Below are 13310 nucleotides of genomic sequence, written 5' to 3'. Positions count from 1 at the left end.
CATGCCACGGCGATCGCCCACCCCAACACTGGCTCCCTTTGCCGAGGTGGTGCAAACAGCAACGGATCACGTTATTGCCCAGTGCTATCAACCACCCACGCTCGATTTTGCACAAGTCCCCGCTCTGGGCAGTTGGGTCTGGATTCCGGAGGGCGATCGCCACATTTACGGCGTGGTGGCCTACGCCGTGACGGCTCCCATTGACACCATTCATCGTGCCACCGCCCTAGGGCTATCCTTAGAGCAACTCCGCCAAGAGCAGCCCCACATTTTTGCCATGCTAAAAACGGAGGTCACCATCGGTATTGTGGGTTTTCAGGAGCACGCGCGTAGCTATCCTCACTTGCCGCCACAGCCACCGCAAATGCACCAACAGGTCTATACCTGTGACCCAAGTGTAGTGCTTGCGTTTAGCGAACAGTTAACGTTTTTGCGCACCCTGCTCACCCTTAACTATGGCCCAGGGGATGCCCTCATTGCCGCTACTCTGCGGCACCTTTACCAGTTACGGGGGGGCGATCGCCCATGGCTGGTACAGGCGGCGCAACTGTTGAGTCGGCTCCTCAAGGATGACTACGATCGCCTGCGGGGGATTCTCGAACAGGTGTATCTTTAGGGGATACACTGCGCAAACACAATGTCTGCACCAACCCTCTTACTCATTGACGGTCACTCCCTTGCCTTTCGTGCCTACTATGCCTTTAGTAAAGGTCGCGATGGTGGCTTGCGCACCTCCACAGGCATCCCCACCAGTGTCTGTTTTGGCTTCTTGAAGACCCTGCTAGAGATTCTCGAGCAGCAGCCCTCCGAGCACGTGGCGATCGCCTTTGACTTGGCAGAACCCACCTTTCGCCATGGGGTGGATGAAAATTACAAGGCAGGCCGTGCCGAAACCCCCGAAGAGTTTATTGTTGATGTTGAGAACCTGCAGGCTCTACTGAGGGCACTGCGTCTTCCCCTCCTCACCTGTACGGGGTATGAAGCGGATGATGTCATTGGTACGGTGGCGCATCGGTTGCGGCAGCAGGGGTGGCGAGTCACCATTGTCAGTGGCGATCGCGACCTCTTTCAACTGATAGATCGCGATGGCCTCGTGCAGGTCATGTACCTCAGTACGCACCAAGGCAGTAAAGCACGCCCCGAGCTGTTTGATGCTGTTAAAGTGCAGCAGAAAATGGGGGTCTGGCCGGAGCAAATTGTGGACTACAAAGCCCTCTGTGGGGATACCTCCGACCGCATTCCCGGCATTAAGGGAATTGGCCCCAAAACTGCCGTGCAACTCCTGAGCCAGTATCCAACCCTAGAGGCTATCTATGCGCACCTCAGCGAGATTAAACCCGCCAGCCTAAAGGCCAAGTTAACCACAGGCGAGGCAGACGCACGGCACTCCCAAACGTTGGCGCAAATTGTCCTTGATGTGCCACTCACCTTAGACCTCAACCACCTCCGCCTCAGCCCCTTTGACTGGCCTGCCTTGGATTACCTCTTAAACCGCTTGGAGTTTCGCGCTCTGCGGATGCAATTGCAAGACTTGCACCTGCGCTTGGGGGGCACCCTTACCGAGATGGAACTAGCGCCTGACGAGCCTGAGCAAACATGGTTTTTCAGTGCCGAGGAGACCCCTGCCCCTTTGCAGGTACAGTTAATCGAGACCCCCGAACAGTTAAGCGCCCTGATCAACACCCTCGAAGCCTGCACGGATACCGCACATCCGGTAGCGTGGGATACGGAAACCACCGGCCTGAGTCCGCGCGATGCAACGCTAGTGGGGATTGGCTGCTGCTGGGGTGCCGCTGCGGATCAGGTGGCCTACTTGCCCTTAGGCCACAAAGCGGGTACGAACCTCCCCTTGGCCGAGACCCTAGAGGCGCTCAGGCCAATTCTGGAGAGCGATCGCTACCCAAAGGTGTTGCAAAATGCCAAATTCGATCGTCTGGTGCTGCGCTTCCAAGGGATTCAGCTCCAAGGCGTTGTCTTTGATACCATGCTAGCCAGCTACGTTCTCAATCCTGAAGCCAGCCATAACCTCAAGGACATTTGCCAGCGCTACCTACCCATTCAATCCCAACGCTATCGATCGCTAGTGGGTAAAGATCGGACCCTTGCGGATCTGAGTCCAGCGGCAGTGGCTCAGTACTGTGGCTTGGATGTGTACGCCACCTACTTGCTCAAAGATAAACTAGAGGCGGATCTCACCCCGCGCCTACGGCAACTACTGCTAGAGGTGGAGCTCCCCCTAGAGCCGATCTTAGCGGAGATGGAAGCCACAGGGATCCGCATTGACAGCGACTACCTACGGCATCTCTCCCAGGACATTGACGCGCAACTGAATACCATTCAGCAGCAAGCATGGGAGCTGGCAGGGACACCCTTTAACTTGGCCTCCCCTAAGCAGTTAAGTGAGCTACTGTTTGGCACCCTAGGGTTAGACACCAAAAAGACCCATAAAACTAAACTGGGATACTCCACCGATGCGGCCACCCTAGACAAGCTGCAAGGCGATCATCCAATCATTGATCTGGTGTTGGCGTACCGCACCTTAGCGAAACTGAAATCCACCTATGTCGATGTCTTACCCACCCTAGTGCGACCAGACACTGGCCGGGTGCACACAGACTTTAACCAAGCCGTCACGGCCACGGGTCGCCTCTCCTCCTCCAATCCTAACCTACAAAATATTCCCATCCGCACCGAGTTTAGTCGCCAAATTCGCAAAGCCTTTGTGCCAGAGCCGGGGAACCTGATGGTGGCGGCGGACTATTCACAGATTGAGTTGCGGATCCTTGCCCACCTCAGCCAAGAGCCAGAACTCGTGGGTGCCTATCAGCGGGGAGAGGATGTGCACCGCTTAACCGCTCAGTTTTTGCTAGAAAAGACGGAGATTACCGACAACGATCGCCGCCTCGGCAAAATTATTAACTTTGGCATCATCTACGGTATGGGTGCCCAGCGCTTTGCCCGCGAAGCGGGGGTGAGTGTGGCGGATGCTAAGGCGTTCATCCAGCGCTTTTATGAACGCTATCCCGGTGTCTTTGGCTATCTGCGGCAGATGGAGCGGCTGGCGCTCAGCCAAGGCTATGTAGAAACCATCCTAGGCCGTCGCCGCTATTTTCAGTTCGAGAGTCAGGAACTCCAGCAGTTGCGCGGCACCTCGCCAGAGGAAATAGCCACCCTTGACATCAGTCAACTAAACATGACGACCTATGAGCGGGGATTGCTGCGAGCTGCTGCCAATGCCCCCATTCAAGGCTCCAGTGCCGACATTATTAAGTGTGCCATGGTTAAACTGGCGCCCCTGCTCAAGAGCCAACAGGCACAGTTACTCCTGCAAGTTCACGACGAATTGGTGCTGGAAATGCCGCCAAGGGCTTGGGAGCAGCTACAGGTGCAAATTCCGCAAATCATGACAACCGTGGTTCCCCTGAGTGTACCTCTCCAGGTGGACATCTACGCCGCAGCAAACTGGCTGGAGGCCAAATAGGGAATCCTCCTAGACTGCAAAATCACCGGGAATCTCCACTATACTAGCGAAGAATCCTAGTCTCCTACGGAAAATTACAATGAGTACTGTTGATGTTATCAAGCTCTCGGGTATTTTGGGTGGCTCTCAAGCGCAGGAATTCCGACAAACTGTGAGTGAGCAGGCGCAGGCAGGGGTTCAAGTCCTCCTGCTTGACTGTAGCAATGTTACGTTTATTGATAGCTCTGGCTTGGGTGCCCTTGTGGTTGCCCTGAAAACCTTGCGAGCAGCAGGGGGGCAGCTTTACCTCTGTGGTGTTCCTAAGCAGATGATGATGCTCTTTGAACTGACCAGCATGGATAAGGTATTTCACATTCTCAAAGATGAGGAGGAGTTTAATACCCGCATTCGCCCTCAGTACGAGGGCGGCTGATGCACCCATGGCCGTAGCATCAAACAGCAGTGGTCTGTAGGGGGAATGACTCGTCTTGGTCGTTACTTTCAAGGAAGATTTCCTTGGCCGGTTCATCGTAACTAAACAGTTCCGCATAGCGTCCCCAGTCAATGGCAGTGTTGAGTTGGCGATCCGCTTCTTGGGGGGTGAAGTGGCGCTCCAGAATATCTAGCACCAAACTTTCGGGAATGCGGTGGTTTTGCTTAGCGGTCAGGAAGTTGTGAATCTGCTGTACTAAACGAATGGACTTGAGCAATTGCTGGCGGATAATGAGTTTGCGCTGATCAATGTCTCCTTGAATAAAGGCATGGCCAATCGGCGTGACGGCAATGTCACCTTCCTTCAGTTCAACCAACTCCATCATCTGGGCTGCTTCAACAATGGGCAGAATGTCGTCCAGTTCTAGTTGCAGTTCCTGGGCAATGCGGTAAAGGTCTTCTTTGCGGTTCTCTAGTAGCTCTAGCAAACCCGCAATCGAGCCAATACGAACGTGGGGCAGCAGTGGATAGCGCGGTTCTTGGCTAGGGGTTGCGGCAACGGGCTTGGGTTCAAGTGCCTCTAGTTCGTCTAGGTGGGGGTTGGTGAGAATTTTGTAGATGCGATCCACAATGGCTTGGAATCCGGGATGTTTGCGATCGCGGTAATGGGGCAACGTCATTGGAAAATCTGCCCGCACCCGCCCTGGATTGCTGCCTAAAACAATAATACGATCCGCTAGAATCACGGCTTCTTCAATATTGTGGGTGACAATGAGAATACTCTGGGTGGGAATTTTGTGCTCTAGCCACAGATCCAGCAGTTCAAAGCGCAGGTTTTCGGCGGTTAGTACATCCAARGCCGAGAAGGGTTCGTCCATGCACAGCAATTCCGGCTCCACCGCTAAGGCACGGGCAAAGCCGACCCGCTGTCGCATTCCCCCGGAGAGTTCTTTGGGGTAGGCGTTTTCAAACCCATCTAAGCCGATAATGTCAATCATTCGCAGGGCTTTGCGGCGGCGCGATCGCGGGCCTTCTCCCAAGGCTTTCAGCCCCAGTTCCACGTTTTCAAGTACCGTCAGCCAAGGATAGAGGGCAGAACTCTGAAACACGATGGCGGCGCCAGGGTTTAGACCCTGCATTGGTTCTTCGCGATAGAAGACCTGACCGGAGGTCGGTGTAATGAGTCCGGTAATAATGCGCATCAGCGTTGACTTGCCGGAACCAGACGGGCCAAGCAGTGCCACAATTTCACCGGTGCGCAGCTCAAGGTTAATGTTTTCCATGATGCTAATAACTTGGCCATTGGGCTGACGGTAGGCTTTACCGACATCCAGTAACCGGACAAGCGACTCACCTTTGGTTTTGGTTTGCATAGTCCTGCATCCTTTGGCACTTCAACCGTTAACCTACCATGGTGGCTCAATCTTGGGGAGGCTCTGCCGTGGGGATTTTAGATGTGGCAATTCTGATCCTTGATACGGGTGCTCGTGAGAGGGTGGGGAGTGTGCCACAATTTGGGGTAAGTACCTATAATTATGAAGAAATTTATGCTGTGCTGCTGCTGGAGCTGACCCCATGGATGAACTAAGGGCTGCGCTCGAATTAGCCACTGAGGAGGAGTTACAAGACCTAACGGAAATTTTGTTCCGACGGCGGCTGAACCCCCTTGACTACCTCAATACTCCCGACCCCATTGCAGTACAGGCGCAGGATCGTCAGGCATGGCTGGATCACATTGAAGCCCGCTTCCGCTTCTTGGCGGCAGATGGGCTAACGGTGCTTACGGGCAAGACGCAGCAAATTAGCTATCGCCAAACATTGATGCGGGTTTGTCGCTACCTCAAGATTAAGTTCTCTCCGAGTTGGACGGTCTCTGAATTAGAAATTGAGATTTTCTTGGGCTTATTGCAGCGGATGTGGGCAAAGCTGCCAACTCGCGATCGCAACGTCCTCGCCGATCAAATTCAAGCGTCGCTTCCCGAGCTACGCCATGGCCATCCTATTTCTCTAGAAACAGTTCGGCTGATTCTTGAGGGGGGGGCCGCCATTGCGCTTACGCCAGTCATGCGTACTCTTGTGGTGCAGCAGGTGGTTCGCCAGTGTGTCCTCCAGCTTGCAGGGCGGAAGTTGCCCATGACCCCCCTTGTGACCCAAAGTGTAGCTGCCGGAGCAGCGAAGTTTGCCCTTGGCCGCAGTATGTTGGCCTTTGTGGGAACGGCGCTATGGGTTTGGTTTGTGGCGGATCTGGGCTGGCGGGCGATCGCCACTAACTATAGCCGCATTATTCCTACAATTTTTGCCATTGCCCAAATTCGGCTCCTCCGGGGGCATAACGAAACTCAATGGGCGATCGCCTAGGAACGGCAACGAGGCATCCGTCATCCCCTGAGAATCCAGGGTGCTGGAGTTGAACCAGCCTATGGCGAATTATGAGTTCGCTGCCTCATCCGCTCGGCCAACCCTGGCTGTTTCCCAGCTTAGTCTGGGGGGGTGGCTGCTGTCTAGCCTAGGGGGGAACCCCTCCTCAAAGGCTGGAAGGATTGAGATCCGTAGGGGACTTAACGGGCACCTCTGCTGGAGGATGGAAGCCATTAGTGGTCGTCTCTTTCAGCCGCTGATGGTGCTGGTGAATTAACTGAATGGTACGGGTCACATCCGCCGGTAAAATGACCACTAATGCCCCTTGGGGGGCGCGATCGAGGGCAAATTGAATAGCGGCAACTTCATCGTGAATGATCTCGTACTGGCGGCGAACACTGTGGTGGTGCAGACCGCGCTCAATCCAGTTTGCTGCATCTCCGCGCGGCCGACCGCGGGTGTCATCGTCTTCTTTGATAATGATCCAGTCAAAGATTTTGGCGGATAATTCCCCCAGTTGCTCGAGGTCTTGATCGCGGCGATCGCCGGGGCCACCCACCACGCCAATCCGTTGACCCGGCCACTTTTGCACAAACTCGCCCACCGCTTCGTACCCCGCAGGGTTATGGGCATAGTCCACCAAAACGCTAAACGCCCCTAGGTCAAAAAGGTTCATCCGTCCGGGGGTTTGCTCCACAGAGGTGCGGAAGGTGGTCAAGGCCGCGCGAATATGCTCGATACTAATCCCTTGGGCAAATGCCGCTAAACTGGCGGCAAGGGCATTGGCAATCATAAAGTTTGCCCGACCACCGAGGGTAATGGGCACATTTTCCGCCTGCTCAATGCGCAGGGTCCAATCCCCTTTCAAAATTGAAAGATAGCCATTTTCATAGACTGCGGCTAACCCCCCCTGCTGAATGTGCTGTTTAATCACGGGGTTATGGGGGTCCATGGAAAAATAGGCCACCTGAGCTTTGACTTGGCGTGCCATGCCGGCCACCAAGGGATCATCGGCATTGAGAACCGCATAGCCATTGGGCCACGCCGACTCCACCACTACTGCTTTTAAGTCTGCCAACTGCTCCACCGTATCAATGTCGCCAATGCCAAGGTGATCCGCCTGAACATTGAGCACCACGCCAACATCGCAGTGGTCAAACCCCAGCCCAGAGCGTAAAATGCCGCCCCGCGCTGTTTCCAGGACAGCCACCTCCACGGTTGGATCTTGGAGAATGAGCTGTGCGCTTTGGGGACCGGTGGTATCTCCCTTTTCCACTAAGTAATCGCCAATGTAGATGCCATCGGTGGTGGTGTAGCCAACAGTCTGGCCGGTTTGCTTGCAAATGTGGGCAATTAGACGGGTGGTGGTGGTTTTGCCGTTGGTGCCCGTAATGGCAAAGATGGGAATGCGGCAGGAGGTTCCCGGCGGAAAGAGCATATTCAATACCGGCTCCGCCACGTTGCGGGCAATCCCTTGGCTGGGGTTAGTGTGCATCCGAAACCCAGGAGCGGCATTCACTTCAACAATGACACCACCGACCTCTGGCAGCGGGCGGGAAATATCGGGCGTGACCACATCAATCCCAGCAATATCTAAACCAATAATCCGAGCGGCACGCTGGCAAATCCAAACATTTTGGGGGTGAATTTCATCGGTGCGATCCACGGCAATTCCGCCGGTACTCAGGTTGGCGGTCGCGCGTAAATAGCACACCTCCCCAGATGGCAGCACTGTATTTAAGCTATACCCCTGTTTTTCGAGGAGGCTCCAAGTATCGTGATTGATTTCAATGCGGGTGAGGATATTATCGTGACCATCCCCCCGCTGTGGATCGCTATTGGTGCGCTCAATGAGTTCTTCAATGGTGGAGCGACCATCGCCAATGACGTGGGCAGGCACGCGCTCCGCCACGGCTACGACTTTGCCGTTGACAACCAGCACCCGGAAGTCGCGCCCCGGATGGTAGCGCTCAACAATGACGGATTTAGAAACACTACTGGCAATTTCAAAGGCTTGTTCGGCCTGAGCAGCAGAGTTGATGTCGATGGTGATGCCGCGACCATGATTGCCATCAAGGGGTTTCATGACAATGGGGTAGCCACCAATGTCGGCGATCGCCTCGGGTAGGTCTTCAACATAACGGACAACGGTACCCTTGGGAACGGGGATTCCCGCATCCCGCAGGAGACGCTTTGCCCCTTCTTTATCCCCGGCGAGTTCAACGGCCAGAATACTGCTGCGATCGCTCAGGGTAGCCTGCATCCGGTGGCTTTTGGCACCATAGCCCAATTGAATCAGAGAGCGGCTACTGAGTTCAAACCATGGAATATTACGTGCCTCGGCTTCACGGACAATGGCCTCGGTACTTGGGCCTAGGGAGGCACTGGCCTTGAAGTCCCGTAAATCTGCTAAATCTTGATCCAGTTCCCGCTGGGGGTAGGTACCTGTGTCAATAATGCTCTGACACAGGCGCACCGCTGCCCGACCTGCATAGCGTCCGGCTTCTTCGTTTTGATATTCAAAGACAACTTGATAAATTCCTGCAGTTGCGGTTTCCCGGGTACGGCCAAAGCCAACGGGCAYCCCCGCCAGTTCCTGAAGCTCAAGGGCAACATGCTCAACCACATGGCCAAGGTAGGTGCCTTCCCGCAACCGTGTCAAAAAACCACCTTCGTGGCCAAGGGAACAAAAGTGATTGTAGAGACTTGGTAACACCCGCACCAACCCATCCACAAACCCCGGAATTTGGTTGGAGGGTGTATTGGCCACCTCTTCTAAATCCAAACGCATCACAATGAGCTTATGGCGACGAATGCTCCAATAGTTTGGCCCTCGCAGCGTTTGTAGTTTGAGAATTTTCATAAGTAGGGTGGTTTTAAGGAGACTGTACCACTTTTAGTCTTGAGGTCGATGACGCAGTAAACTGTATTGTAGGCAACAATTTTCTGAAAAATCCTAATTTAGGGGTGGCAGCACACACTTGTGTTGGACTTGGTGGGTATGTAGGTTGTAGCAGTCACCATCGCTGAGGATGTGCAGACGCAGGTTATAGATACTCAGCGGCTCTGTGACATCGACGTGGGCATAGTTCGTGTAGCTGACATCCCGCGGATCAACAATCGTCACCGAGCCACGGCCAAGGACGCGCAGTGTGCCATCCGCTTCAAACATGGCACAGGTATCTTCATCCACGCCAACGCCCAGTTTATCGGGATGGGCGGAAATCGCACTAATGAGCCGCGCAAGGCGATTGCGGTTGTGGAAGTGCTGATCTACCAGTACATCGGGGAGAAAGCCAAGGCCGGTTGCTAAATCTACTAGGGATCGATTGGGTGCTTCGTTGCTGCCGCCACTGGCAATCATGCATTCCCCCATGACTGCTGCGCCGGCACTGGTGCCACCAAGCACTGATTTGCCCTCCCATACTTGATGCCGCAGTTGATAGACCAACGGGGTCTCGTCCAAGAGAGCCGACAGCCGGAGCTGATCGCCCCCCGACATAAAAATGCCACTACAGCGGCTCATGCGGGCTAAGAGGTCTTCGTTTTCAGCATCGGCGCGATCGCCCACTAGGAGGACTTCTACATCGCGCACGCCGATTTCCCGGAAAATATCGTGGTACAGCTGCCCCATGGCATCGGGTTCCCGGGAGGCCGAGGGAATAACGCCAATCACGGCATCCAGCCCGCCGGAGCGTTGACAAAATGTGGTTAGAATCTGCCGCCCTCGGACTTTATCCTCCGCACCACCGATCGCCATCACCAAACCTTTACGGCCTGCACTTGGGGGAGCAACTTTGGAAATCGGGTCTAATTGCAACATAGGACTACGGTTCATTCAAGCTTCAATCGGCAGAGCAAGGGCAAATCAGCCGCAGGGCGATCGCTCAACGCTGAGATCATTACTGGATTGATCCCACAGGAAGAGGAGTTCTATACAGCATAATGCCAGATTGGGAAGAATTTTTAAGTTTTGGTAAATGCTTCCAATTTTATTCACAAATAGTAAAAGCTTGTTGCGACCATTGGCCGGCAATGGGGTTGCTATAATACGCCTGATGTAACGTTTTTTTAACTTTCGAGGCATCCCATGGGGCACGCTACCGGCCACATTCGCATCCGTGGCGCGCGGCAGCACAACCTGAAAAACATTGATCTTGACCTCCCCCGCGATCGCCTGATTGTGATTACTGGCGTTTCTGGCTCTGGTAAATCCTCCTTAGCCTTTGACACAATTTTTGCTGAAGGACAGCGCCGCTACGTTGAATCTTTGAGTGCCTACGCCCGTCAGTTTTTAGGGCAACTGGACAAACCGGACGTGGATGCTATTGAGGGGTTGAGTCCAGCGATTTCCATCGACCAAAAGTCCACCTCCCACAATCCCCGCTCAACGGTGGGCACCGTCACCGAAATTTACGACTATTTGCGCCTGCTCTATGGCCGGGCTGGGGAGCCGCACTGCCCCCATTGCGATCGCCCCATTCGCCCGCAAACAGTGGATGAAATGGTGGATCATGTGATGCAGCTTGCCCCACAGACCCGCTTTCAGGTGCTTGCCCCCATTGTCAAGGGTAAAAAAGGCACCCACAAAAAGCTGCTCTCTAGCCTAGCCAGCGAAGGGTTTGTGCGCGTCCGCATTGACGGTGAGGTGCGCGACCTCAGTGATGCCATCGAGCTAGATAAAAACCACAGCCACACCATTGACATTGTGGTGGATCGGCTCGTGTGCAAGCCGGGGATTGAAGAGCGCCTCGCGGATGCGTTGCGAATTGCCCTAAAGCACGCCAATGGTACCGCACTGGTGAGCGTGGTGCCGCCATCCCCTAGCGAGGCTCAAGCGGCGTCCCTGATTTTTTCTGAGAATTTTGCCTGCCCTGAGCATGGGGCAGTGATGGATGAGCTATCCCCCCGGCTGTTTTCCTTTAACTCCCCCTACGGCGCGTGTCCTGAGTGTCATGGCTTAGGCTATCTGCGCAAATTCAGCCCTGAACTCATTGTGCCAAACCCCGATTTACCCGTTTACGCAGCGATCGCCCCGTGGGCAGACAAAGACCACAACTATTACTTTGCCATTCTGTGCGGCATTGCCGATGCCTTTGGCTTTGACATCAACACCCCATGGCACAAACTCACGGAGTTACAGCGTGAGATTATTCTCTACGGCACCGATGTGCCAATTTTAGTACCTGCCGACTCCCGCTACCGCCCTCGCGACTACTACCGCCAGTTCCAAGGGGTGATCCCTATCCTAGAGCGGCACTACCGCGAGAGTACCTCCGAAGCCTACAAGCAAAAACTAGAGCAGTATCTGGTCAACCAAGTCTGTGCTGCCTGTGGGGGACAGCGCCTCAAGCCGGCTGCCTTGGCGGTGCGCCTTGGCCAGTATCGCCTAACCTCCCTCACCAGTGTATCGATTCGTGAGTGTTTAGCGCGGATTCAGTCCCTTGAATTAACGGCTCGCCAACGGCAAATTGCCGACCTAGCCCTGCGGGAAATTACGGCTCGCCTACAGTTCTTGATGGATGTGGGGCTAGATTACCTCACCCTAGATCGCAGTGCTGCCACCCTCTCCGGCGGCGAAGCCCAACGCATTCGGTTGGCAACTCAAATTGGCTCCGGCTTAACGGGTGTGCTCTACGTCCTCGATGAACCCAGTATTGGTCTGCATCAGCGGGATAATGAACGCTTGTTGCAAACTCTGCTGCGGCTGCGGGACTTGGGCAATACCCTCATTGTGGTGGAGCACGATGAAGAGACCATGCGGACAGCCGACTACATTGTGGATATTGGCCCAGGCGCCGGTATCCACGGTGGCCAAGTGGTGGCTCAAGGCAGTATCGAGACTATTCTTGAGCATCCTGACTCCTTAACGGGTGCCTACCTTGCGGGACGCAAACGCATTGAAACTCCCCCTCAACGGCGACAGGGCAGCGGCCAATCCCTGATCCTAAAAAACGTCAGCCGCAATAACCTCAAGCACATCACAGTGGAGATCCCCCTAGGAATGTTGGTATGCCTGACGGGGGTCTCCGGTTCCGGGAAATCCACCCTCATGCACGAGGTGCTCTATCCTGCCTTACAACACCATTTGGGGCAGACTGTACCCATGCCCCAAGGAGTCGAGAGCATCCATGGCTTAAACGCCATCGATAAAGTGATTGTGATTGATCAGTCCCCCATTGGGCGCACACCGCGTTCTAATCCTGCCACCTACATTGGGGTGTTTGATATTATCCGCGAGGTGTTTAGCCAAACGGTTGAGGCCAAGGCACGGGGCTATAAACCGGGGCAGTTTTCCTTTAACGTCAAGGGGGGGCGCTGCGAAGCCTGTGGCGGTCAAGGGGTCAACGTCATTGAAATGAACTTTTTACCGGATGTTTACGTACAGTGCGAGGTCTGCAAAGGGACGCGCTACAATCGCGATACCCTACAGGTCAAGTACAAAGGCTGCTCCATTGCCGATGTGCTGGATATGACGGCGGAGACGGCTCTAGCCTTTTTTGAGAATATTCCCAAAGCCGTGAGTAAATTGCAAACCTTGGTGGATGTGGGCTTGGGCTACCTGACGTTGGGGCAAACCGCCCCTACTCTTTCTGGCGGTGAGGCACAGCGGGTGAAACTGGCAGCGGAACTCTCGCGCCGCGCCACCGGTAAAACCCTCTACCTCATTGACGAGCCAACGACTGGGCTGTCCTTTTACGATGTTCATAAACTCCTTGACGTGCTGCAACGGCTGGTAGATAAAGGGAATTCCATTTTGGTGATTGAGCACAATCTTGACGTGATCCGCTGTGCGGACTGGATCATTGATCTAGGGCCTGAGGGAGGCGATCGCGGCGGTGAGGKCATTGCTGTGGGAACCCCCGAAGCGGTTGCTGCTGTGGCTCACTCCTATACGGGGCAATATTTAGCTCCCCTGCTACCCCCACCAACCTTAGATTAAGCAGCAAACGTCAGCCCCTTGCCGTCGTGACGTGCTAGGGCTAGTCGCTGTTACTAGGGTTTACAGCCAATTGCACCCTCAAAGATGTTGGAGTGGCGCAGGTTAGTGTCCCTTTTG

9 protein-coding genes and 1 tRNA gene are annotated in these 13310 nt (G+C 54.6%); 6 read left to right on the top strand and 4 right to left on the bottom strand.

Features of this window, described 5'->3' with window-relative positions; translation table 11 throughout:
- Position 1 precedes the first annotated feature (1 nt).
- The 3 genes from L5470_RS04605 to L5470_RS04595 all read left to right on the top strand — a co-directional run bounded on the left by L5470_RS04605 (position 2) and on the right by L5470_RS04595 (position 3893).
- On the top strand, positions 2–616 hold the full coding sequence (locus tag L5470_RS04605; RefSeq protein WP_099798317.1) for an HAS-barrel domain-containing protein: 615 nt from the start codon (positions 2–4) through the stop codon (positions 614–616).
- Between the two features lie 21 nt (positions 617–637).
- Complete coding sequence (polA, locus tag L5470_RS04600) at positions 638–3481, top strand: DNA polymerase I (protein ID WP_499498452.1); 2844 nt, start codon at positions 638–640, stop codon at positions 3479–3481.
- 79 nt (positions 3482–3560) lie between these two features.
- The gene (locus tag L5470_RS04595; protein WP_499498450.1) at positions 3561–3893 is read left to right on the top strand and encodes an STAS domain-containing protein; all 333 of its coding nucleotides are present in this window, start codon (positions 3561–3563) and stop codon (positions 3891–3893) included.
- Between the two features lie 19 nt (positions 3894–3912).
- Here L5470_RS04595 and L5470_RS04590 read toward each other — a convergent pair whose 3' ends face one another.
- The gene (locus tag L5470_RS04590; protein WP_499498448.1) at positions 3913–5265 is read right to left on the bottom strand and encodes an ABC transporter ATP-binding protein; all 1353 of its coding nucleotides are present in this window, start codon (positions 5263–5265) and stop codon (positions 3913–3915) included.
- A 38-nt stretch (positions 5266–5303) separates the two neighbouring features.
- Here L5470_RS04590 and L5470_RS04585 point away from each other — a divergent pair, with 38 nt between their 5' ends.
- Together L5470_RS04585 and L5470_RS04580 are read left to right on the top strand one after the other, a co-directional pair.
- Positions 5304–5480, top strand: a complete 177-nt coding sequence (locus L5470_RS04585; RefSeq protein ID WP_157768324.1) for a hypothetical protein — start codon at positions 5304–5306, stop codon at positions 5478–5480.
- A complete protein-coding gene (locus tag L5470_RS04580; RefSeq protein WP_499498446.1) occupies positions 5468–6250 on the top strand; it encodes a YaaW family protein in 783 nt (260 codons plus the stop codon). Before L5470_RS04585 ends, L5470_RS04580 begins: the two co-directional genes overlap by 13 nt.
- A 34-nt stretch (positions 6251–6284) precedes the next feature.
- On the opposite strand, the gene L5470_RS04575 is transcribed toward L5470_RS04580, so the two are convergent.
- The 3 genes from L5470_RS04575 to L5470_RS04565 all read right to left on the bottom strand — a co-directional run bounded on the left by L5470_RS04575 (position 6285) and on the right by L5470_RS04565 (position 10073).
- Positions 6285–6357 (bottom strand) — tRNA-Ile (locus L5470_RS04575).
- A gap of 59 nt (positions 6358–6416) precedes the next feature.
- Positions 6417–9113: a cyanophycin synthetase gene (gene cphA, locus L5470_RS04570; RefSeq protein WP_499498444.1), complete on the bottom strand. Its 2697-nt coding sequence runs from the start codon at positions 9111–9113 to the stop codon at positions 6417–6419.
- 93 nt (positions 9114–9206) lie between these two features.
- Positions 9207–10073 (bottom strand): cyanophycinase, encoded by an 867-nt coding sequence (locus L5470_RS04565; protein WP_499498442.1) that lies wholly within the window; start codon positions 10071–10073, stop codon positions 9207–9209.
- 267 nt (positions 10074–10340) lie between these two features.
- Here L5470_RS04565 and uvrA point away from each other — a divergent pair, with 267 nt between their 5' ends.
- Positions 10341–13193, top strand: a complete 2853-nt coding sequence (uvrA, locus tag L5470_RS04560) for an excinuclease ABC subunit UvrA (RefSeq protein WP_499498440.1) — start codon at positions 10341–10343, stop codon at positions 13191–13193.
- Positions 13194–13310: the final 117 nt, after the last annotated feature.

It is taken from the genome of Synechococcus sp. PCC 6717 (assembly GCF_022698185.1).
Lineage (GTDB): Bacteria > Cyanobacteriota > Cyanobacteriia > Thermosynechococcales > Thermosynechococcaceae > Thermosynechococcus > Thermosynechococcus lividus.
Note: the sequence above shows the minus strand (reverse complement) of the source record. Positions and strands in the feature narration are given on the sequence as shown.

What these genes read in the sequence shown, in the direction of transcription:
- L5470_RS04565 (WP_499498442.1), bottom strand. Translation starts at nt 10,073, where the DNA reads ATGTTGCAATTAGACCCGATTTCCAAAGTTGCTCCCCCAAGTGCAGGC.
- L5470_RS04585 (WP_157768324.1), top strand. Translation starts at nt 5,304, where the DNA reads ATGGTGGCTCAATCTTGGGGAGGCTCTGCCGTGGGGATTTTAGATGTG.
- L5470_RS04580 (WP_499498446.1), top strand. Translation starts at nt 5,468, where the DNA reads ATGGATGAACTAAGGGCTGCGCTCGAATTAGCCACTGAGGAGGAGTTA.
- polA (WP_499498452.1), top strand. Translation starts at nt 638, where the DNA reads ATGTCTGCACCAACCCTCTTACTCATTGACGGTCACTCCCTTGCCTTT.
- L5470_RS04595 (WP_499498450.1), top strand. Translation starts at nt 3,561, where the DNA reads ATGAGTACTGTTGATGTTATCAAGCTCTCGGGTATTTTGGGTGGCTCT.
- L5470_RS04605 (WP_099798317.1), top strand. Translation starts at nt 2, where the DNA reads ATGCCACGGCGATCGCCCACCCCAACACTGGCTCCCTTTGCCGAGGTG.